The sequence below is a fragment of the Pseudomonas sp. Pseusp10 genome, assembly GCF_059492225.1.
The window spans coordinates 3,711,707-3,733,152 of record NZ_CP168528.1 but is presented as its reverse complement, the minus strand read 5'-3'; the positions used below and the strand labels follow the sequence as shown (position 1 = coordinate 3,733,152).

Annotated in this window: 15 protein-coding genes; 9 read left to right on the top strand and 6 right to left on the bottom strand. The window is 57.3% G+C overall.

What is annotated here, in order from left to right; translation table 11 throughout:
- Positions 1 to 10 precede the first annotated feature (10 nt).
- Together ACEN8Z_RS16795 and ACEN8Z_RS16790 are read left to right on the top strand one after the other, a co-directional pair.
- Positions 11 to 3,139, top strand: coding sequence for a multidrug efflux RND transporter permease subunit (locus ACEN8Z_RS16795; protein ID WP_495594944.1), 3,129 nt, complete (start codon positions 11 to 13; stop codon positions 3,137 to 3,139).
- Entirely contained in the window at positions 3,139 to 4,542 is a 1,404-nt protein-coding gene (locus ACEN8Z_RS16790) for an efflux transporter outer membrane subunit (protein WP_495594943.1), read from the top strand. The genes ACEN8Z_RS16795 and ACEN8Z_RS16790 overlap by 1 nt, the downstream gene beginning before the upstream one ends.
- Before the next feature lie 87 nt (positions 4,543 to 4,629).
- Here the strand turns inward: ACEN8Z_RS16790 and ACEN8Z_RS16785 are convergent, their stop codons facing one another.
- The 4 genes from ACEN8Z_RS16785 to ACEN8Z_RS16770 form a co-directional block, all read right to left on the bottom strand.
- Positions 4,630 to 5,187, bottom strand: coding sequence for a TetR/AcrR family transcriptional regulator (locus tag ACEN8Z_RS16785; RefSeq protein ID WP_204931490.1), 558 nt, complete (start codon positions 5,185 to 5,187; stop codon positions 4,630 to 4,632).
- A gap of 1,214 nt (positions 5,188 to 6,401) precedes the next feature.
- Entirely contained in the window at positions 6,402 to 6,647 is a 246-nt protein-coding gene (locus ACEN8Z_RS16780; protein WP_495594942.1) for a hypothetical protein, read from the bottom strand.
- A 432-nt stretch (positions 6,648 to 7,079) separates the two neighbouring features.
- Positions 7,080 to 7,988: a carbohydrate kinase family protein gene (locus tag ACEN8Z_RS16775; RefSeq protein WP_495598143.1), complete on the bottom strand. Its 909-nt coding sequence runs from the start codon at positions 7,986 to 7,988 to the stop codon at positions 7,080 to 7,082.
- 160 nt (positions 7,989 to 8,148) lie between these two features.
- Complete coding sequence (locus ACEN8Z_RS16770; RefSeq protein ID WP_495594941.1) at positions 8,149 to 9,714, bottom strand: carbohydrate porin; 1,566 nt, start codon at positions 9,712 to 9,714, stop codon at positions 8,149 to 8,151.
- Positions 9,715 to 9,882: 168 nt separating this feature from the next.
- On the opposite strand from ACEN8Z_RS16770, the gene ACEN8Z_RS16765 reads away from it, so the two are divergent.
- The 6 genes from ACEN8Z_RS16765 to ACEN8Z_RS16740 all read left to right on the top strand — a co-directional run bounded on the left by ACEN8Z_RS16765 (position 9,883) and on the right by ACEN8Z_RS16740 (position 16,737).
- A complete protein-coding gene (locus tag ACEN8Z_RS16765) occupies positions 9,883 to 11,157 on the top strand; it encodes an ABC transporter substrate-binding protein (RefSeq protein WP_495594940.1) in 1,275 nt (424 codons plus the stop codon).
- 21 nt (positions 11,158 to 11,178) lie between these two features.
- Positions 11,179 to 12,141 carry a carbohydrate ABC transporter permease gene (locus ACEN8Z_RS16760; RefSeq protein ID WP_495594939.1) on the top strand — a complete coding sequence of 321 codons (963 nt, stop codon included), beginning with the start codon at positions 11,179 to 11,181 and terminating at the stop codon, positions 12,139 to 12,141.
- On the top strand, positions 12,138 to 12,980 hold the full coding sequence (locus ACEN8Z_RS16755; protein ID WP_495594938.1) for a carbohydrate ABC transporter permease: 843 nt from the start codon (positions 12,138 to 12,140) through the stop codon (positions 12,978 to 12,980). The genes ACEN8Z_RS16760 and ACEN8Z_RS16755 overlap by 4 nt, the downstream gene beginning before the upstream one ends.
- A 27-nt stretch (positions 12,981 to 13,007) precedes the next feature.
- Positions 13,008 to 14,153, top strand: coding sequence for an ABC transporter ATP-binding protein (locus ACEN8Z_RS16750; RefSeq protein ID WP_495594937.1), 1,146 nt, complete (start codon positions 13,008 to 13,010; stop codon positions 14,151 to 14,153).
- Positions 14,150 to 15,652, top strand: a complete 1,503-nt coding sequence (locus ACEN8Z_RS16745; protein WP_495594936.1) for a glycoside hydrolase family 32 protein — start codon at positions 14,150 to 14,152, stop codon at positions 15,650 to 15,652. Before ACEN8Z_RS16750 ends, ACEN8Z_RS16745 begins: the two co-directional genes overlap by 4 nt.
- 92 nt (positions 15,653 to 15,744) lie before the next feature.
- On the top strand, positions 15,745 to 16,737 hold the full coding sequence (locus tag ACEN8Z_RS16740; RefSeq protein WP_495594935.1) for a LacI family DNA-binding transcriptional regulator: 993 nt from the start codon (positions 15,745 to 15,747) through the stop codon (positions 16,735 to 16,737).
- A gap of 258 nt (positions 16,738 to 16,995) precedes the next feature.
- On the opposite strand, the gene ACEN8Z_RS16735 is transcribed toward ACEN8Z_RS16740, so the two are convergent.
- The gene (locus ACEN8Z_RS16735) at positions 16,996 to 17,652 is read right to left on the bottom strand and encodes a dTMP kinase (protein ID WP_495594934.1); all 657 of its coding nucleotides are present in this window, start codon (positions 17,650 to 17,652) and stop codon (positions 16,996 to 16,998) included.
- A gap of 531 nt (positions 17,653 to 18,183) precedes the next feature.
- On the opposite strand from ACEN8Z_RS16735, the gene ACEN8Z_RS16730 reads away from it, so the two are divergent.
- Positions 18,184 to 19,050, top strand: coding sequence for a patatin-like phospholipase family protein (locus ACEN8Z_RS16730; protein WP_495594933.1), 867 nt, complete (start codon positions 18,184 to 18,186; stop codon positions 19,048 to 19,050).
- A gap of 365 nt (positions 19,051 to 19,415) precedes the next feature.
- Here ACEN8Z_RS16730 and ACEN8Z_RS16725 read toward each other — a convergent pair whose 3' ends face one another.
- The gene (locus ACEN8Z_RS16725; protein WP_495594932.1) at positions 19,416 to 21,311 is read right to left on the bottom strand and encodes a sigma-54-dependent Fis family transcriptional regulator; all 1,896 of its coding nucleotides are present in this window, start codon (positions 21,309 to 21,311) and stop codon (positions 19,416 to 19,418) included.
- Between the last annotated feature and the right edge of the window lie 135 nt (positions 21,312 to 21,446).

Genomic DNA, 21,446 nt, shown 5'->3' with positions numbered 1-21,446 from the left:
GGGAAGCGAGATGTCCAGGTTTTTCATCTATCGCCCGAACTTCGCATGGGTTTTGGCGTTGTTCATTTCCCTTGCGGGCTTGCTGGTGATTCCATCGCTGCCCGTGGCTCAATACCCCAATGTAGCGCCACCGCAGATTTCTATCACCGCCTCTTATCCGGGCGCTTCGGCCAAGGTGATGGTGGAGTCGGTGACCAGCATCATCGAGGAATCGCTCAACGGCGCAAAAGGCCTGCTGTACTACGAGTCCACCAATAACTCAAACGGCGTAGCCGAAGTGACGGTGACCTTCGAGCCGGGCACCGATCCAGACATGGCGCAGGTCGACGTGCAGAACCGGTTGAAACAGGCAGAGGCACGCATGCCTCAAGCGGTGTTGACGCAGGGGCTCAAGGTAGAACAGGCGAGTTCCGGCTTCCTGCTGATCTACGCCTTGACCAGCAAGTCTGGCAGCCACGGCGATACTACGGCCCTCGCCGATTATGCTGCGCGCAATATCAACAACGAACTACTGCGAGTGCCCGGTGTGGGCAAGCTGCAGTTCTTTGCCTCGGAAGCGGCCATGCGGGTCTGGATAGATCCGCAAAAACTGGTGGGCTATGGCCTGTCAATCGAGGACGTCAACAATGCAATTCGCGGCCAGAACGTCCAAGTACCTGCCGGCAGCTTCGGCAGTACGCCGGGCGCAAGCGAGCAGGAATTGACCGCAACCCTGGCCGTCCAGGGCACGCTCGACACGCCGCAAGCTTTCGCCAGCATCGTGCTGCGCGCCAATCCCGATGGCTCCAGCGTACGTTTGGGTGATGTTGCGCGCACGGTCATCGGTAGCGAAAACTATAACCTTTCGGCGCGCCTGAACGGCCATCCGGCCGTAGCCGGTGCAGTGCAGTTGGCGCCGGGCGCCAATGCCATCCAGACCGCGACACTGGTGAAGGAGCGTTTGGCAGAACTGTCGCAGTTTTTCCCCGAAGGCGTCGAATACTCGGTGCCGTACGACACCTCACGCTTTGTCGATGTGGCCATCGAGAAGGTGATCCATACCCTGATCGAAGCCATGGTGCTGGTGTTCCTGGTGATGTACCTGTTCCTGCAGAACGTGCGTTACACCTTGGTCCCGTCGATCGTGGTGCCAGTGTGTCTGCTTGGTACGCTGATGATCATGAAGCTGCTCGGTTTCTCGGTGAACATGATGACCATGTTCGGTATGGTGCTGGCCATCGGCATCCTGGTGGACGATGCCATTGTGGTGGTCGAGAACGTCGAGCGCTTGATGGCTGAAGAGGGCCTGTCGCCTGTGGAAGCGACCATCAAGGCGATGGGGCAGGTGTCGGGGGCCATCATCGGTATCACCTTGGTGCTGGCGGCGGTGTTCCTGCCGTTGGCGTTCATGTCCGGTTCGGTGGGCGTGATCTATCAGCAGTTCTCCGTATCGTTGGCGGTGTCGATCCTGTTCTCCGGTTTTCTGGCCCTGACCTTTACCCCGGCGCTGTGCGCCACGCTGCTCAAGCCGGTACCCCATGGCCACCATGAAAAGAGCGGTTTCTTCGGTGCCTTCAACCGTGGCTTCGCCCGTATTACAGAGCGCTATTCGCTGCTCAACAGCGAGCTGGTGGCGCGTGCCGGGCGCTGGATGCTGGCTTATGTCGGCATTTTGGTGGTGCTCGGTTATTCCTACCTGCGCTTGCCGGAGGCCTTTGTACCAGCTGAAGACCTTGGCTACAGCGTGGTTGACGTGCAACTACCGCCGGGGGCCAGCCGAGTACGTACCGATAACACCGCAGAAGCGTTGGAGAAATTTCTGATGTCCCGTGACGCGGTGGCAAACTCGTTTATCGTCAGTGGCTTCAGCTTCTCGGGCCAGGGTGACAACGCCGCGTTGGCGTTCCCGACCTTCAAGGACTGGTCGCAGCGTGGCAAGGAGCAGTCGGCGGAAGCGGAAACGGCGGCGATCAATGCGCAGTTCGCGGCCAATGGTGACGGCACCATCACCGCGGTCATGCCTCCACCGATTGACGGCTTGGGCAACTCCGGTGGTTTCGCCTTGCGCCTGATGGACCGTGGCGGTCTCGGGCGTGAAGCGCTGCTGGCAGCCCGTGACCAACTGCTGGCCCGTGCCAACAACAACCCGGTGATCCTCTACGCGATGATGGAGGGCCTGGCTGAGGCGCCGCAATTGCGCGTGCACATCGACCGTGACAAAGCGCGCGCTCTGGGTGTGAGCTTCGAGAGCATCAACAGCACCCTGGCCACCGCCTTCGGTTCGGCAGTGATCAACGACTTTACCAATGCCGGGCGTCAGCAGCGCGTGGTGGTGCAGGCCGAACAAGGCGAACGCATGACCCCGGAAAGCGTGCTGCGTCTCTATGCGCCCAACGCCAGCGGTGATCAGGTGCCGTTCAGTTCCTTCGTCACCACCCAGTGGGAAGAAGGCGCGGTGCAGTTGGTGCGCTACAACGGTTACCCATCAATCCGTATCGCCGGTGACGCCTCGCCAGGCCACAGTACCGGCCAGGCAATGGCCGAGATGGAGCGTTTGGTCAGCGAATTGCCGCTGGGTATTGGCTATGCATGGACGGGGCTTTCCTACCAGGAAAAGGTTTCCAGCGGCCAGGCTGCAGGCCTGTTCGCCTTGGCAATCCTGGTGGTGTTCCTGCTGTTGGTGGCTTTGTACGAGAGCTGGGCGATCCCGTTGACTGTAATGTTGATCGTACCGATTGGTGCTCTGGGGGCGGTGTGGGCAGTGACGCTCACTGGCATGCCCAATGACGTGTACTTCAAGGTCGGCTTGATCACCATCATTGGTCTGGCGACGAAGAACGCGATCCTGATCGTTGAGTTTGCCAAGGAGCTGTGGGAAGAGGGCTACAGCTTATGCGACGCAGCCATCGAAGCTGCGCGTTTACGCTTTCGCCCGATCGTGATGACGTCCATGGCATTCATACTCGGTGTAGTGCCGCTGGCCATCGCCACTGGCGCGGGTGCTGCGAGTCAGCGCGCCATCGGCACCGGCGTGATCGGCGGCATGCTCAGTGCCACCTTGCTGGGTGTGGTGTTTGTCCCGATCTGTTTCGTCTGGGTGCTGACGCTGCTCAAGCGTAAACCCGCTCCTGTACAACCGGCTGTCGAGGGGGCTAAGTGATGGCAATGGCTATTCGCGTGCTTCCATTTGTCCTGGCCTTGACCCTGGCAGGTTGCTCTCTGGCGCCGACCTATCAGCGTCCCGAAGCACCGGTGGCGGCCCAATGGGGAGATGCAGTCGGGCATACAGGTCGTTCGGTGGAACAGTTGGACTGGCAGGCGTTCATCGTCGACCCCGTGCTCCGTCGGTTAGTCGCAACCGCGCTGGACAACAACCGTTCCCTGCGCAAAACCCTGCTGGATGTCGAACAGGCCCGTGCGCAGTATCGGATCCAGCGTGCCGACCGGGTGCCGGGCCTGAACGCCGGAGTATCCGGCAACCGTCAGCACCTGCCTTCGGATCTATCGAACGATGGCCGTGCGGGCGTCAGCAGCGCCTACCAGGTGGGGTTGTCGCTGCCCGAATATGAAGTGGACCTGTTCGGTCGAGTCAAAAATCTGAGCGACGCGGCTCTAGAACAGTATCTGGCCACTGAGGAGGTTGGGCGTGCTGCGCGCATCGCCTTGATCGCCGAGGTGAGCCAGGCCTACCTGGCTTTGGATGGGGCCGAGCGACGCCAGGCGCTGACCCGCCAGACCTTGGCAAGCCGCGAGGACTCTCTGGAGTTGGTCAGCCAGCGGCGTTCTGCCGGCAACGCCACGGCGCTGGATCACCAAGAGGCGCTGGGGCTGGTCGAACAGTCTCGTGCCGAACTCGAATCCACCGTGCGCCAGCAGCGCCAGGCCTACAACGCGCTGGTGCTGTTGCTGGGCAGTGCCGATGCGGCGAAGGTTATTCCCGGTGAACGTCCGGATGAGCCGATGGTGCTGCATGACATCGCACCGGGCGCGCCGTCGGCGCTTATCGAGCGCCGACCGGACATCCTTGCCACCGAGCATCGGCTGCGGGCGCGTAATGCCGATATTGGTGCCGCGCGGGCGGCTTTTTTTCCGCGGATCAGCCTGACCGGCACCTTTGGTACATCCAGTGCGCAGATGTCCGGGCTGTTCGACGGCGGCTCGCGCAGCTGGAACTTCATGCCGCAATTGTCGCTGCCTCTGTTCGACGCCGGGCGCAACCGTGCCGGGCTTAGCCTGGCCGAGACGCGCAAGGATTCGGCCGTAGCCGCTTATGAGGAGACGGTCCAGACCGCCTTTCGTGAAGTGGCCGATGCGCTGGCCGCTACCGACACTCTGCGACGCGAGGAGGGCGCGCGGCGGGCTCTGGCCGACACGAGCCGAGCAACCCTGGCGTTGGCCAAGGCTCGTTACGAGGGCGGGGTGGACAACCATTTGCGCTACCTGGACGCACAACGCAACAGTTACGTGAACGAAGCGGCCTTCATCGACGCCAGTATCCAGCGCCAACTGGCGCTGGTTGACCTGTTCCGCGCACTCGGTGGCGGATGGTCGAGCAAGGGCTGAAAACTGCCTCCTTTAGTTGGTCCTTCCATCCAATTTGCCCCAGGGAGCTGTGCCTTGGGGCTTTTTTTTGGAATTTCTGCAGGCAGTTTAACGAGACGGTGTTGAGGCGCCGTCTAGGAACAGAAGCTCCAGTGTCTGTATGGACGTAGCGCTGGCTGCTCGTCCGCGCCGTTCAGCATCAACGATGCCGTACACCATGCTCAGGAACATCTCAGTGAATATCGCAGCGCTGATATCAATGCGGAAAGCACCTGCTTGTTGACCGCGCAAAAAAAACGCATCCAAAGCATCCGCATACGCGCGCCAGGGTCGATTTGACTCGCTATCGTCGAAGGAGTCGGGACGATATTGGAAGAGCAGGAAGATCATCATCTCTCGATGCTTGAGGTGCTCGACAATGAGACGATGGAGGGCTGCGATCGAATCGGAGCTGTTCAGGTCTGCATTACCTATGACCTGGGTAAGTATCTGTTCGCCGTAGCTTTCCAGCATGTTCACCAAGTTGTCACGGGTACCACAGAAACGGTGCAGAGTAGCCTTGCTGACGCCTGCTGTTTCGGCCAACTCCTTCAACGTGGCTCGGGGGTGTACGACAATCGCATCGGCCAACGCTTTTAGTAGACGCTCATCGGTCGGAAGGTGCATTACGAGGTTCCAATCTACATTTCGTGGTCCTATTGTGAATGAAGTTGGAGCCTATAACATCCATATGAGCAAATAATGCTTCAATTTGAGTCGCAGAGTCGCTAAGTTGTGCGATCAGTGGAGTTTGTTCATGTGGCGCGGGCAGGGGGAGATGGCTTAAGAAGCAGCGTTATCTAGGGTCCTACATGCGTCTGCGGACGGTGTAACATCTAATGGATCTGCGGTATTGGCGTGGGCTAGCCTTGCGTTAGCTACAGAGCTATGCAATATCCGGGTCTGACAGCTATGGATATTACAACGTAAGCCTCCACCCAGAAACGCCAGCCGGCGTCTACACTATATTGATCAGACTGATGGAAGGGGCACCGCATTGAGGTTGCCCCATAATGAAAACCCCTAGTATCGATTTGCCGAGCTAGGAACTCCGTATGGTTCATTTTAGCAATCTTGGCCCAACACAACCCGCTAAGCCAAAGCCGCGCGTTAAGAAAGGAAATCACGACATAGCCAAGGTGGTGCGCGAAGCAGCCCAGGCAGGTGACGAGAATTTTGCTTACTTCGTTGCTAACGGAAAACTCCGGACGAGTAAGAAAGATCAATAGAGCGGAGCTCAAACGCTTCTACTTGACGTGTGAAGCGGAGAGTTATGGAAGGAAAGGGGCCGAAGTGGGATCTTCGTAACCTCTAACTCAAAGGTCAGATACGAATAAATTCTAACTCAACTAAATAGATGTTTAGTTGAGTTAGCTAATGACTCCAAGTAAAGGTCGTTACGTTGCCATTGGCGGTAGACCACCTTCAAGAGTATATATCTCTCCTCAGACACGCGGTGTCAGGGCGCTTTGATGTGGTCCATCCTAATCTCGCGGGGTGCCAAAAACTGGAAGTCACGACTGACAGAGCAGCGCGAGTAATGATAAGTGTAACCGTGCCAAGCGGCAAATCCCGGAGTTCGAACAGCAATACAGAGCGTTGAAACCCCAGGCGCGCCAGACAAATCAAGGCGAACATGCAGGGTCAGAATTACGCTGTTAACTTGTTTTTTGACTTGTTAACCACCGTAGTTAACAAGTCAAAATTGTGGTTAACAACGGTACCGGATTGGCATTTTACTGAGCTTTTAATCTGCCAGATTCATGAGAGTTTCCAGAAGTGTTTGGCGTGAGGAAAGCTAGAAAGCCTTCAAACGCAAGGTGTTCGCCGCCAAACCGTCATTATTTGCAAGTAAATCCGGCGGCGCTTTTGCATGTGTGGCAGCCCTTGAAATCTGCGCACCAACCCACGCTGAACGCTTCAGATTTCACACAGCGACGTGTTTTCGGATGGACTTGTCGCGTAAGTAATGCCGTAAACCAGCGAACCGGCCCCAAAAAAGCTTCTTTAATCAAACGAATAGGCGAATCCGCATACGGTGCGCGATCACGCTCATCAAGGGCGACATTTCTGGATTCGCCGCTCATGACGTAAAATCATGAACGATGATGGTCACAAAGGCTGCGCCAGAGCCTTCACGCGCTGATGATTGCCGGACAAGTGATCTGTTAGCAAATCCGTGAACGTGAGGCGAAAGGCTCGATTTACACGATTACTTCCCATTTTTTTACACGATTACTTCTGAGAACTCGAGGATGAGGTGGTTGAGTGCTTCAAGATCTGCGCGTGTCAGGGTCAATCTAGAAACATGATGTTACGTGTAATGTATATTATGTTAAATCATGTATTGAGGCAGCCCCCACAATGACCTGGCAGCCTCTAATTCCAATGTCCGTCGCCGAAAATCTTTTAGCGAGAACGACATCTCCCCTGCTTTCACATTTCTATCAGTGATTGGGGTGATACCTGCCGAGGCAATACTTTTTACTTAGACAACTCCTCGGCGCCGGCAACCATGGTCAAGTATGTTTTAGCAGTTGGAGCAAACCTTCCACATCAGCTAGTGCTGGAGCATGGGCTCCGGCATGGCGGCAAGATATGGATGCGCAAGCCGCTGAAAATTGCAGGCGCTCTCTCAAGTCCGCGATCCCCAGCAACTCCGCAGCCAGCCAACCAGCCATACAAGCGTCTCCTGCTCCAACCGTGTCTTCCACCTTCACGGCAATCGCCGGCTGATCGAGCTGGCTGTCCGGGGTGTGGAGAATCATCCCGTGTTCCCCTCGAGTAAAAAGGATCTGCGCCTGAGGATTAAGAGCGCGCAGCTCATCCATTGCCTGGTGTTCTGTCAGCCCTGGATAAATTTGCCGAAGGTCTTCGTCGGAAAGCTTAATCATGTCAGCAAGAGTGATCATCGTAGGGAAGGTCTGCTCCCGATAATGGCTATCCATTAAATTGCGCCAGTTCGGATCATAGCTAATCCGTTTACCGGCTTCTTTGGCCTGCTGAGCAATTTTAACCAGCCTGTCTGCGAGTGGCTGTCGAGCCAAACTGATGCAACTGAAATGACACAGCTCTGCTTGGTTGATCCATCCTTCTGGCATCAGATCCGGATCAAAAAACAGATCGGCATCTCCAGCAAAAAAGTACCTTGGAGGGCGGCTCGATGGAACGATGGCGACCAAAGGATCTCGGTCTACCCGTTGGATAAACCTCATATCCAATGCTGCCGCTTCCGACTGCGAAACGATCTCGTCACCCAGTGAGTCCATGCTCACCGACCCAGCAAAAGCGCTGCTGACACCCAAGCGACTTAGCGCTCGTGCAACGTTCCAGGGAGCACCACCCGGGTAGCCCATCCACTGTCCAGGAGGGCCTTGGACAAGATCGGTCAGGGCTTCGCCAAACACTACTGCGCGAGGCAATACCATCGTCATTTCCTCAATCTTTTGTCGTAGGGAACTGCTGGCTGATCAGATTCAACCGGTAATCACTTACTCAATGCGCTTTGATGAAAGGCAGGGTTTATTGAAGTTAGTGAAGTTCTCATAGCCAACCTCAAAGCAGATGTTGGCCGCACGCGTTCAAATATTAAAACCAGGTTTCCATTTGTATACCGTATTGCCAGACACCCCCGGCTTTGAAGTCCGTCATGCCAAAGGAGTCTGTGGTACTGAATCTGTCCAGATCCGAAGACCAGTTCATGAAGCTTGCGAACACTCGCAATTCGGGACGTGTAAGAAGATCTCCAACCTCAGGTTTGAATGTCGGGGCGACAGTGAATTTCCAAAAGTTACCGTCGACCGCATTACGTTGTAGATAGTCCTTCGGGTCGAGGTTCATGGTTTGCCAGCTTATTTCGTAGGCCATCTCGAAATTGCTGTTGATTTTATTGGCCAGGCGCACATTCAGGGTCAGCCAGCGGTAGTCGTCACCCTTGACGTATCTATCCTTGCTCTGTTCGGCCAGCAAGCTGGGGCCGATACGCCAGTCGGGCGCAAGGGGTGTCTCACCGTAAAGTGCCAGACGCAGAGCGCGGGCATCGTCTATGAGTTCGCCATCTGAGCCGATGTTCTTGACCTCTGCCCCCAGACCTTGCCCATAGAGCAGCGCCGTTTTGAAGAAGCCTTCCCTGCCGAAAAAGTTTTTCTGGTGATTGGCCAGCATGCTGTGCAAGCCGGAATCCGCAGGCGTCAAACCCGCTGCATTGGTGCGGGTAGCGAAATCGTTTTTCTTTGCGCCGATGGCATTGAACATCCACTGCCACTGACCATCCTCGAAGAACTGGTTGGAGGTCAGGATGTAGCTTTCCACATCGGCATTAATACCGCCTTGACTGAAATCCCCGTAGTTACGCCCGATCAAAGAGTAGTTCGAACGCCAATTCTTGTTCATCTGCATATCGTAGATTCCACCCCCGGTGCCGGCCAGATAGACAACGTCCGAGTCCAGCCAGTGGATATCGAAATTATCTCTATCGAATCGCTTGCCTGCCCACAGGGTGGCGTTCTCGAACACTGAATTGCCCTCGAACGCAGCGAGATGGTCAAGCGCTGTGAATACCTGGCGTACGTTCAGTTTGCTTTCGTCGGCCGTCCAGTCATTGGAGCTTTCCACACCGTCGGCGATGGAGACCGTGAATTTGGAACGGGTGCCGTTTTGCGCATAGATTTCTTTCGACAGGTCTATACGCATGTAGGTGTCGTCTTCGTTACCGAGTCGCCCGACTGCACCACCGACTGAACCGGCAGGAGTTACATAAGGGCCGCCACGACCACCACCCAGCTCATCGTTGATCAGCAATCCGGAGCGGGCGTAGCCGTTGAAGCTGAATCCATCAGTGAGGTGTCCGGTACTGGCCTCTTTCTCCAGGCTTTGCTGACGGGCCTCGAGTTTTGCCAGTCGGGTATCCAAAGCAGGCGCTGAAATTACTGCCGCAGTAGATGCGGCGGGCTGCAAGGGAGGAGTGGCAAGTTTGATCTGCTGCAATTCCCTGGCGAGTGCCTGGGTTTGCTGTTCGGCTGCGGCCGCACGCTTTTCCGCTGCGCTGGCACGGGCTTCAAACGCGGCCATGCGTTCTTCCAGAGTCGCGGCCTGAGAAGTTACCGCCGAGGTACCGAGCACGCCTGCGAGTAGCCAGCTTGATGCTTTCTGCATGTGAATGTCCTGTTTTGTTTTTATTTTTCCGTTCCCGCGAGCGGCCTTTTTTTCGTCAATTGTGAATTGTCAAAATTGACGAAAAAAAGGATGCCTCATCGCAAATACGCTGCTACATTTGGCGATGTTAACGTTAACTTTTCTAAAAACAAAAATAAAGAGGGCTTTATGAAACAGCTAAAATCTCTCCTTCCAGCCGCACTACTCACCCTCTGTGCCGGATTTCCATGCCTCTCGAGCGCAGCCGATTTAACGATCTCGTGTGGTGCGGTGGGTGCGGAGTTGCAGCTCTGCAAGGAGGCTGTCGAGGCGTGGTCGAAACAGACCGGCAACAACGTCGAGGTGGTTTCCACCCCTAACTCGGCGACCGAGAGGTTGTCGTTCTATCAACAGATCCTCAGTGCGCAATCCAGCGACATCGACATCATTCAAATCGATATGGTGTGGCCAGGGATGCTGGCCAAACACTTGATGGATCTGCGCGAGGTGCTTCCTGCCAACGCGACCCAAGGCTACTTCCAGGCACAGGTGGATAACGCCACGGTGAACGGACGACTGGTGACGATGCCGTGGTTCACCGACTCAGGCCTGCTGTATTACCGCAAGGACTTGCTCGAGAAGTACAACCAGCAGGTTCCCCAGACCTGGGAGGAGATGACTGCTACCGCCAGGAATATTCAACAGGCTGAGCGCAATGCCGGGAACCCCAATGCGTGGGGTTACATCTTTCAGGGGCGCGCCTACGAGGGTCTGACGTGTAATGCGCTGGAATGGATCAGCAGCCAACCGGAAGGCGCAATGGTCAACCCACGAGGCGACATCGTGGTCAACAGTCAAGCCTCAAGAACGGCTTTGACCCTGGCGAAAAGCTGGGTGGGTGACATCTCCCCGCGTGGCGTACTCAACTACACCGAGGAAGAAGGTCGTGGCGTATTCCAGTCGGGAAATGCGCTGTTCATGCGTAACTGGCCTTATGTCTGGGCCTTGGTACAAAGCCAGGACAGTGCCGTAAAAGACAAGGTCGGGGTCGCTCCCCTGCCCCGTGGCGGCAAGACCGGTACCCATGCCTCCACCCTCGGTGGGTGGGGCCTGGCGGTGTCGCGATACAGCGCCCATCCAAAACTTGCCGCAGAACTGGTGAGCTACCTGACCAGTGCCCAACAGCAAAAACATCGTGCTCTGGCTGCCGCCTATAACCCGGTGATCGAGTCGCTGTATCAGGATCCCGAACTGCTCGCGGCAATGCCTTATTACGCTCAGTTGCACAGCATTCTCAACGATGGGGTGATGCGCCCCGCCTCAATAACCGCCGATCGCTATCCACGAGTCTCCAATGCGTTCTTCGATCGAGTGCATGGCGTGCTGGCGGGCGAGCTGCCTGTCGATCAGGCGCTGGCCGAACTGGAAAGCGAACTCACACGCATCAAACGCCGGAGCTGGTAAGCCACAAGGAAGGAAATCACCATGTCTGTCTCTACTACCCATGATCCCTGTGACGAGTTCCTGCTCACCAGGGAAACGCCCGTACAACGTCGCCGGGTACGCGCCGCCTGGCTGTTTCTGACGCCGATGTTGCTGTGTCTGGCCCTGGTGGCGGCCTGGCCGCTGCTGCGTACATTCTGGTTCAGCCTGACCGACGCCAGCCTGTCGGATACCAGTGGCGGATCCTTCGTCGGCTTGAGCAATTATCTGTTCCACAACGGCTCCAGCTGGTCGGGCATCCTGGTCGATCCGCAATGGTGGAACGCGGTGCGCAACACCTTGCATTTCACCGCGGTGTCAGTGGGCCTGGAAGTCGTATTGGGGCTGCTGGTGGCGTTGCTGTTGAACATCAAGTTCACCGGCCGCTCTCTGGTGCGCGCGTTGATTCTGATTCCCTGGGCGATTCCCACCATTGTCTCGGCGAAGATCTGGTCATGGATGCTCAACGACCAGTTCGGCATCATCAATCACATGATGCTGAGTCTCGGCCTGATTGACGCCCCTCTGGCCTGGACGGCAGATGCGGATCTGTCGATGTGGGCGGTGATCATCGTCGACGTCTGGAAGACCGTCCCGTTTGTCACGCTGCTGATGCTGGCGGCCTTGCAGATGTTGCCGAGCGATTGCTACGAAGCCGCCAGGGTCGATGGCATTCATCCGCTGAAAGTGTTCTGGCGTGTCACGCTTCCCCTGCTGATGCCTGCACTGCTGGTGGCGGCGATCTTCCGCATCCTCGACTCCCTGCGGGTATTCGACGTCATCTATGTGCTGACCTCGAATTCTTCGAGCACCATGAGCATGTCGGTCTATGCCCGTCAGCACCTGGTGGAGTTCCAGGACGTTGGCTATGGCAGCGCAGCCTCGACTCTGCTGTTTCTGGTCGTTGCGGTCATCGCCATGCTTTATCTCTACCTCGGACGCCGTCAACTGGAGGTCCGCTCATGAGCCCGCGCCTGCTGAAAAAAGCGCTGTTGCGCCTCGGGTTCTGGTGTCTGATCGGGGTGTTGCTGCTGTATGCGGTCTTCCCTTTCTACTACGCCATCGTGACGTCGCTGAAGCCATCCACCGCCTTGTTCGAGGTGAGCTACTGGATCGATAACCCCGACTTCTCCAATTACGCGGCGGTACTCCATCAAGCCTCATTCCTGCGGGCTATCGGTAATTCGCTGGTGGTTGCGCTGTGTGTGGTAACGCTGGCGCTGTTCCTCAGTGTGACCGCCGCCTATGCCTTGGGCAGGGTGAAGTTCCGTGGGCGTGGCACGGTCTTGATGATGGTCCTTGGGGTGTCGATGTTTCCCCAGGTCGCAGTGCTGTCGGGGCTGTTCGAAGTGATCCGCGCCCTGGGCCTGTACAACACCTCCTGGGCGTTGATTCTGAGCTACACGATTTTCACCCTGCCCTTCACCGTCTGGGTGCTGACCACGTTCATGGGGCAACTGCCACATGAACTGGAAGAAGCGGCAATCATGGATGGCGCGTCCCCATGGGTCACGCTGACCCGCGTGCTGTTGCCGCTGCTCTGGCCCGCACTGGTCACCACCGGTTTGTTGGCCTTCATCGCCGCATGGAACGAGTTCCTGTTTGCCCTGACCTTCACCCTCACTGACACCCAACGCACGGTGCCGGTCGCCATCGCCTTGATTTCCGGCGGCAGCCCCCATGAGTTGCCTTGGGGGTTATTGATGGCTGCATCGGTGCTGGTCACCGTCCCACTGGTGATTCTGGTGCTGATCTTCCAGCGCCGAATCGTTTCCGGCCTCACTGCCGGCGCGTTAAAGGGTTGATGCCCAACAAAGACAAGGAACAGCATCGTGATCAAATTGAAACTGGACAACGTGAACAAACAATTGGGCGGCGCGCGGATTCTTCGCGACGTCAGCCTGCAGATCGCTGCGGGTGAGTTCGTGGTGTTCGTTGGCCCTTCGGGCTGCGGCAAGTCGACTCTGCTGCGACTGATCGCCGGACTGGACTCGATCTGCGGCGGCGACCTGTCGATCGACGGGCGTCGGGTCAACGACCTGGAGCCGCGCGAGCGTGGCGTCGGCATGGTGTTTCAGTCTTATGCGCTGTACCCGCACATGAGCGTCTACGACAACATCAGCTTTGGTCTCAAACTGGCCAAGACTGAAAAGAGCAGCCTGCGCGAGCGGGTGCTGAAAACGGCGCAAATCCTGCAATTGGACAAACTGCTGCAACGCAAGCCAAAGGAACTGTCTGGAGGGCAGCGCCAGCGTGTGGCAATGGGCAGAGCCATGGCGCGGGAGCCGGACATTTTGCTGTTCGATGAGCCGCTCTCCAATCTGGATGCATCCTTGCGGGTGCAGATGCGCAACGAAATCGCCCGGCTGCATGATCGACTGGGCTCGACCATGATCTACGTCACCCACGATCAAGTGGAAGCGATGACCCTGGCCGACAAAATTGTCGTGCTCAATGGCGGTCGCGTAGAGCAGGTCGGCTCACCGCGCGAACTCTATGAGCGCCCGGCGAGCCGCTTTGTCGCCGGTTTTCTCGGTTCGCCCAGAATGAACTTTCTGGCGGCACGCCTGCATGCCCCGGGTGAAACCAGCCTGGTCGATACTCCCGTTCTGGGTATGACCTCCCTGCCCTTCGACAGCTCGAACCTGGCGGCGGACGCCCCACTGAGCCTGGGGATTCGCCCGGAACACGTGTCTCTCAAAGCGGCGCAGGGAACTGCCGGCGTCGTCGTGACCGGGGTCGAATACCTGGGCAGTGAAACCTATGTGCACCTCGATACAGGTCAGGACGAGCCACTGATCTGTCGTTGCGAGGTCAACGCCGGATGGCAGGAGGGCGATCGGGTCGAGCTGCAACTGGAGTTCGATAATCTGCACCTGTTCGACGCCGATGGCACTGCCTTGAGTCGCCACCCACAAGCTATTGAAACCCTGCCGGATGGCGTCCCTCTACGCTCGGCACGAGCAGGTGCCCTATGACCGTGTCTTTGAACTCCAAGAGTGTTCCAATGTCCGCTGCCCTTGAGATTGCGCAGCATGCGCTGAGTGATGGCCAGTCTCGTATCATCCACGATTATCGACCCGATTATCATCTTGCGCCCCCCGTGGGCTGGATGAACGACCCCAACGGGGTGGTGTACTTTCGTGGCGAATACCATGTGTTCTATCAACACCACCCTTTCGAAGCGAAATGGGGCCCGATGTATTGGGGGCATGCCAAAAGTGCCGATCTGGTTCATTGGCAGCACCTACCTATTGCGCTAGCACCCGGCGATGACTTCGATCGTGACGGTTGTTTTTCCGGTAGCGCCGTGGTGTGCGGAGATACCTTGGCACTGATCTACACCGGACACACCTGGCTGGGGGAAGTGGGTGACGAACGCTCGATCCGCCAAGTCCAGTGCCTGGCCACCAGCATTGATGGCATCCGCTTCGTCAAGCATGGCGCCGTCATCGAGAACGCGCCGCAAGATACGATCATGCACTTTCGTGACCCCAAGGTATGGCAGGAGGATGACTATTGGTACCTGATTGCCGGTGCGCGTCTGGGTGATAAACCGCTACTGCCGCTATACCGTTCCACGGATCTGCACGCCTGGGAGTTCCTCGATTATGTGTCCAGCGGCAGCGAGGGAGATGGCTATATGTGGGAGTGCCCGGATCTGTTCCGACTCAACGGACGTGATGTGCTGCTGTACTCCCCCCAGGGCATGCAACCCGAGGGTTACGAACGGCTCAACAAGTACCAGACCGGTTATCGAGTGGGCCGACTCGACAGCGAATGGCACTTCACCGGCGGGCCTTTTATCGAGCTGGATAACGGCCACGATTTCTATGCCGCGCAAACACTACTGGCCGCCGACGGTCGGCGCCTTGTGTGGGCGTGGCTCGACATGTGGGAAAGCCCGATGCCGAGCCAGGCCCATCACTGGTGCGGCATGCTCGGGTTGCCGCGCGAACTTGAACTGCATGCAGATCGTCTTTGCGTGTATCCGGCACGGGAGCTCACCGCACTGCGCAAGGCGCCATTGCCGGGCACGTCCTGGTGGGATGGTTCGGGAGCCCGATGGGTGCGGGAAGTGAATGGCGACAGGCTCGAAATCCATGTGCATCTGGATTTGTTCGGCTGCACCGACGGCCACCTGGGAGTCGCGTTGCGCTGCAGCGATGATGGTCATGAAGAAACCCTGCTCTATTACGATGCATCACTGCAGCGTCTGGTGCTTGACCGCAACCGCTCGGGTGCACAAGTCACCGGTCAGCGCAGCGTGGCGATAGACCCGACACAAGAGCGACTGAACCTGCATGTGTTTCTCGATCGCTCTTCCATCGAAGTGTTCGACGAGAACGGGCGCTTCAGCCTCAGCAGTCGCCTCTACCCACAGCCCGACAGTCTGGGTGTGAAGCTCCTTGCAAGTGGGAGTGGCGGGCGAGTCTCGATTCCCAAGGCATGGCCTCTCGGCTCTGGATGGCTGTGAGCGGCGGATGGCTATGAGCAACGTCATTGGAGTCGCGAGAAGCGCAGGCCCTGTGTCATGATTCTGCGTCAACCTGACCGGTCTCACCTCGCATGACTTCAGTGAAAGACGTTGCACAGCTGGCCGGCGTGTCCCTGATGACGGTTTCTCGAGCGCTCAATAATCCGGAAAAACTGAGCCCCGAAACCCTTCAGCGGGTGCGTCGCGCCATTGATGAACTGCAGTTCGTACCAAGCCTGTCGGCGCGCAAGATGCGCGGCGACAACCTCCAGTCGCGAACCATCGGAGTGTTCGCGCTGGACACCGCGACCACACCGTTCGCGGTAGAACTGTTGCTGTCCATCGAACAGACCGCACAGCAAGCCGGCTGGAATGTCTTTATCCTCAACCTGTTGAGCAACCCGCCCACCGACCAGAATATCGACCTGATGCTATCGCACCGTCCCGACGGGTTGATCTTCAGTGCCATGGGGTTTCGCCACGTGAATATTCCCGAGCGCTTGAAGAGCAAACCCCTGGTACTCGCGAATTGCCTGGCAGATGACAGTCGCTTGGTGAGTTATGTGCCAGACGACGAAACGGGGCAGTATCGAGCGGTACATCATGCGTTGAGCCAGGGCTATCGACGCCCTCTGTGCATCAATCTGCCAAGGCAGAGTCAGGCCTGGGGCCTGCGGCAAAAAGGCCTGCAGCGTGCCTGTCAGGCATTCGGAGTGGCGCCTGACGCTCTCCTGCAATACGACCTTTCCGATCATGATGCCTATGGTGAAACAGCAGCCATCCTCGACAGGCACATCATTGATGGTCGTCCCCAATTTGATATTCTGATCTGTGGCAACGACCGCATTGCCTTTTGTGCCTATCAGCTGTTGTTGGGCCGTGGCCTGAAAATTCCCGACGATGTCGCCGTGCTCGGCTACGACAACATGATCGGTATTGCTGAGCTGTTCATCCCGCCGCTGACCACAGTGCAACTGCCGTACTACGAGATCGGTCGCAAGGCTGCCCGGCATCTGATCGAGGCCCTCGACGTATCGGGAGCCCAGCCAGTTGATTGTCCATTGGTGGTCAGGGCATCGCTATAAGAGTTAATTGATTCGGTGATAGCGCACCCGCTTGCTTTCGATTTGCCACTAGCCTGTCATCGACCGCTTATGGCCCGAAGTGTGCTGCATTCCCGCACTCCAAGCCTTCCCTTCCGCTTTTCCTCTGACTTTCGACGTACTACCTACCGTTCTATGTGCACTGAACCAGCTAGCCCTTGAAGCCACGATCATGGACATGCGTTCGAGACCGATCTACACAGGTGCATCACGTTTTGTCCCCCGGATCTATATCTACGGCTATCTCACCGCATCAAGGCCGACGCAGCGAACTTCGCCTACGGGGCATCGAAGGACTCTATAGATCTCAGAAATCACCTGCATCGTTGCGTCTTCGATCGTTCCTTCATTACGGCATAACACCCAGCCGTGATCTGCAATCGCTCGTTCGAACGCGTTGGTACAAGCGACATGTTCTTCCAGCTTATGGATCACAGTACTGCTCAGCCCACGCCGTCGTGCCGCTGCCCTCGTCCATGAAATATCAGGGGTGGTGACAACCCCGACATGCAGGTCTGGCACTCGCACGTTTCGATCAATGTTCAACTGTAGAATCTCTGCAAACGGGACTGTCCGGCGAAACGCGGCATCAGACGGGTACCAGCGATCGATCAAGATGATGCTGCCTGGTGGCTGTTGAGCCAGCACGTGCCGGGAAATCCAGGTACGGCTATCAGCAAAGCGCTCACAAACCCTCAACTCCAAATCCCGGCTGGGATTTCTGACGAGTTTGTTCACGAGGGCCATTGTTTCCCCCCTATAGGGATCGCTTTTTTTCTCGCAAAGTCGGATCACCTTTTTGTTGTCTGCCCTCAGTACTTTCGTAACGGCCTCCAACAGTGTGGTTTTGCCGGTTCCCTTGGGCCCATCTAGAGAAACAAACAGCGGACGATTCATTCTTCACATAACGATTGATATACGGTTTTTTTTTGCCCGGTTCGTTCGCTGGAACCGCTTGGCGCGACTACGTGAATCGAGTGGAGGGCCCTTATGAACAGGCATTGATGAACACTCTAACCCGGTTTCTGCCTAACGGGTCTCAAAATCCAGGGTTACAGCTGCTTATGAACATCGGTCATCGCCCATAAGTGCTATGCATGCCTATAGCGCAGTCGTGGACTCCCGCTCCGAAAGTGCGTTTTGAAGGCGCCCCAGATTCAGTCGCTGATATTCAGCCTCGGCTTCCTCTCGGGTCTAGTAGCTAGTCTTCAGACGTAGCTTCTCTTCGTTGTCATAGATGTTGAAACCTATGGGCGCAGTCTGGCAGTAGAAGCGCGCTCCGTTACGCATTCATCCCGTTCCCGTTGGGATTCGGCATCGTCCGGAACTCCAAGCTTGCGACGGCTCGAGCATGTGGCGAGCCCCCGTAAGTAACGCCGCCCCACCAGCTACACTAAATCGGTACATTTCTGCACCGAGACTTCGACCATGGCGACCAAAACCGCAATCGTATTCGCTGGCGGCGGCAGTTTGGGTGCGGTGCAGGTGGGCATGTTGCGGGCCCTGGTTGAGGCCAATGTTCGATGCGATATGGTGGTTGGCGCTTCGGTGGGCGCCATCAACGGTGCCTATTTCGCCGCAAGGCCCGATGTCGAAGGCGTTGAGGCACTCGCCGGTTTCTGGCGCGGCCTGCGTAAAACGGACATCTTTCCCCTCTCCTGGCTCGATACCTGTAGAGGACTGATCAAACGGCGTGGTTTTCTGTTGCAGCCGGCGGCCTTGAACCGACTGCTGGATCAGGCATTGCCCATCCACCGCATTGAGGATGCAACGTTGCCCCTGCACATCGTCACCACCGACCTGCTCAGTGGTGCCGAGACCGTTCTGTCCAGTGGCGAACTCGAGCAAGCGTTACTGGCCAGCGCTGCCATCCCGCTGGTGTTCCCCTGCGTACAAATCGCCGATCAGTTCCTGGTTGACGGCGGCGTGGCAAGCAATACACCCATTTCGACTGCCGTGGCCTTGGGAGCCACCAACGTCGTGGTAATTCCCACCGGGGTGAGTTGCGCCCTAAAACAACCGCCCCGAGGCCTGGTCGCCTTAGCCCTGCACACCGTCAATCTGATGAGCATGCGCCAGTTGGTGAGCGACATCGAACACTTCCGCACTCTCACCAGCCTGCACATCGTCCCGCCCTTGTGCCCTGTGGATGTCTCGGTGTTCAACTTTGACCAGACCGAGTCTTTGCTGCAGCGCGCCTATGAGCAGACCCTCCGGTGGCTGGAACGTGGGGGGCTGGAACGCACCAAGGTACCTGGTGCCCTGACCATCCATTCACATGCCCATGAGCATTGAGTGATGGCTCAATGCGTGCTGCGCTTAAGCGCCAGGGGCACTTCGGATGGGCAGGCCGTACCACTGATGTCCGTCCAGCGCGACGTCATCTGTACCTCCATCAGGAACACCTAAAGCGTAGCCGGGCCCAGTTGGCCCGAAGTAGCGACTTTAGGAAACTGGCGGGGCGCTTTATCAGCTACCAGCGAGACAAGATTGCCTTCGCTAAATCCCATATGAAGGCCACATATGTTGTCATACGGAGCTGGCATCGTGTCGTGCACGAACACATGGTTGCTTCTAGCATTAGCGCCCTCTCCTGCTCGACCTCCATCGCCTCAGTCCAAGCCCACAGCGGCAGGAAAAGCGACGATGTCATTCTGCACTCAGCCGGGTCGTGAAATACCGTGATGACGCAGTTTGCGATAGAGCGTATTTCGGCTGATTCCCAGGCGGGCGGCAACATGGGCGATATGCCAGTGTTCCGCCTCAATCAATGTGAGCAGTGTCTGCCGCTCGGATACACCCAGCGGATTTTCGGCCAGCGCAATTGTCGCTGGCACTGCCGGCAGCAACTCCGCTAAATCGTCCAGGGTGACACGCCCCTCCAACGCCAACGCTACCAGTGTGCGCAGGCACGTACGCAGCTGCCGGACATTGCCAGGCCAAGGCTGCGCCAGCAAGCGCTCTCTGACACCCGCCTCCAGCCGAACTCTGGCCCCTGCTGCTTCCTCGCGCAGCAATAGGTCGAGCAAACGGCCCTTATCTGAACGCTCACGTAACGGCGGGAGCTGCACGGCGAACCCAGCAATGCGATAAAACAGATCTTCGCGAAAACGCCCTTCGGCCACACAGGCGTGCAGATCCTGGTGGCTGGCACTGATAAGGCGTACGTCGAGCGGACGTGGCGTCGCGCCGCCTAGCGGCACCACCTGACGTTCCTCCAGCACACGCAACAGGCGAGTCTGTAACGCCAGTGGCATATCGGCGATTTCATCGAGAAATAGAATGCCGCCATGGGCTTGCTCCAGCTTACCGATCATCCCGTCCTTGCGTGCACCGGTGAAGCTGCCGCCACGATAGCCGAACAGCTCGCTCTCGATCAGCGTTTCTGGAATGGCCGCGCAATTGATCGCCACAAACGGCTGGCTCGCTCTGGAGCTGGCACGATGCAGCGCCGCAGCAAAAGCTTCTTTGCCGGTACCGGTTTCGCCCTGTAAAAACACCGGAACGTCTCGCTCCAAAACACGCAATGCGCGAACAAAGCCGCGTTGCAGGCGCGGGTCTTCCAGACACACGTGCATGTCGTTGATTTTGGGGATTGCAGGAGTGACTAAAGGCACCTGGCGTAAGGGTTCTCGCAACTGTCCGTAGAGCAGGCGTCCGTCCACCAGCCGCATTGGCCAACAGACACTCGGCTGAGAGCTGGCCTGACTCATCACCTGATCGATAGGTGTTTCCAACAGCATCGTCAGAGATTGCCCAACCACCTGGTCACGGCTAAGGCCCAGCAGATCCAGCGCAGCATCATTGACTGAACTGATACGGGCACTCTCGTCGAAACTGAGCAGACCTTCACCCAGCAGCCCAACGAAGCCTGCCTCAGGGTGGAAGCGCAGCAAGTATCGCTGCGGATCATTTCCTAAGAAAAAACAGCTCTCGATCAACTTGGCTGACAGGTTGGTCAACGCCATTGCCTTGAAGTGTTGCTGAAGACTGTGTTCCTCCCGCACAGAGGAGAGATTGAGCACGGCAAGCAATTCTCCGCTCGCATCAAATATCGGGCTGGCGGAACACGTCAAGCCGACGTGCTTACCACGGAAATGTTCATCACGACGGATGGTGACGTGCTGTCGCTCGACCAAGCAGGTGCCGACACCGTTGGTGCCTTCACAATCCTCGCTCCATACCGAACCGAGCCACAGTCCGGAACGCTGGAACTCGGCTTGTTCGGATTCGTTGAATACACTGTCAATCGCCACACCGCGAGCATCGGTGAGTAGCACCACGTGGCCGTCACGCCCGAGTTGTTGGTGCAAACTGCTCATCTGCCAGTGCGCCACGGAGATGATGTGTTCCAGTGGCGCGCGGTGATCCTGTAAGCGTGGGTGCTCAACTACATTAGGCGCGCGGCGGCTGGCGGGATCGAGCTGATGCTGATCCAGGCAACGGCGCCAAGACCGTGTGATAGCCAGTTCAGTGGTATGGCCGTGGCTGGCTGGAGTGCCCTGCACGGCTTGTAGCACTTGTTGTGCATGGGCGTTGATCAAGGCCGGCTTCATTGTTCTTGTTCTCCGCTACGGTTAGGACACGGGGCTGTTCGCAGCTTATATGAAAAGACTGCAACGAGCGCTCTTTGCGCCGCGTGACACTCTGTCATCCGCCGTTCCCAGAATCGTGACATAGATCCGAGTCAA

Coding starts and splice junctions, on each gene's coding strand:
- ACEN8Z_RS16760 (WP_495594939.1), top strand. CDS start 11,179: ATGTCTGTCTCTACTACCCATGATCCCTGTGACGAGTTCCTGCTCACC.
- ACEN8Z_RS16745 (WP_495594936.1), top strand. CDS start 14,150: ATGACCGTGTCTTTGAACTCCAAGAGTGTTCCAATGTCCGCTGCCCTT.
- ACEN8Z_RS16730 (WP_495594933.1), top strand. CDS start 18,184: ATGGCGACCAAAACCGCAATCGTATTCGCTGGCGGCGGCAGTTTGGGT.
- ACEN8Z_RS16780 (WP_495594942.1), bottom strand. CDS start 6,647: ATGAGCGGCGAATCCAGAAATGTCGCCCTTGATGAGCGTGATCGCGCA.
- ACEN8Z_RS16755 (WP_495594938.1), top strand. CDS start 12,138: ATGAGCCCGCGCCTGCTGAAAAAAGCGCTGTTGCGCCTCGGGTTCTGG.
- ACEN8Z_RS16790 (WP_495594943.1), top strand. CDS start 3,139: ATGGCAATGGCTATTCGCGTGCTTCCATTTGTCCTGGCCTTGACCCTG.
- ACEN8Z_RS16770 (WP_495594941.1), bottom strand. CDS start 9,714: ATGCAGAAAGCATCAAGCTGGCTACTCGCAGGCGTGCTCGGTACCTCG.
- ACEN8Z_RS16795 (WP_495594944.1), top strand. CDS start 11: ATGTCCAGGTTTTTCATCTATCGCCCGAACTTCGCATGGGTTTTGGCG.
- ACEN8Z_RS16740 (WP_495594935.1), top strand. CDS start 15,745: ATGACTTCAGTGAAAGACGTTGCACAGCTGGCCGGCGTGTCCCTGATG.
- ACEN8Z_RS16765 (WP_495594940.1), top strand. CDS start 9,883: ATGAAACAGCTAAAATCTCTCCTTCCAGCCGCACTACTCACCCTCTGT.
- ACEN8Z_RS16725 (WP_495594932.1), bottom strand. CDS start 21,311: ATGAAGCCGGCCTTGATCAACGCCCATGCACAACAAGTGCTACAAGCC.
- ACEN8Z_RS16785 (WP_204931490.1), bottom strand. CDS start 5,187: ATGCACCTTCCGACCGATGAGCGTCTACTAAAAGCGTTGGCCGATGCG.
- ACEN8Z_RS16735 (WP_495594934.1), bottom strand. CDS start 17,652: ATGAATCGTCCGCTGTTTGTTTCTCTAGATGGGCCCAAGGGAACCGGC.
- ACEN8Z_RS16775 (WP_495598143.1), bottom strand. CDS start 7,988: ATGGTATTGCCTCGCGCAGTAGTGTTTGGCGAAGCCCTGACCGATCTT.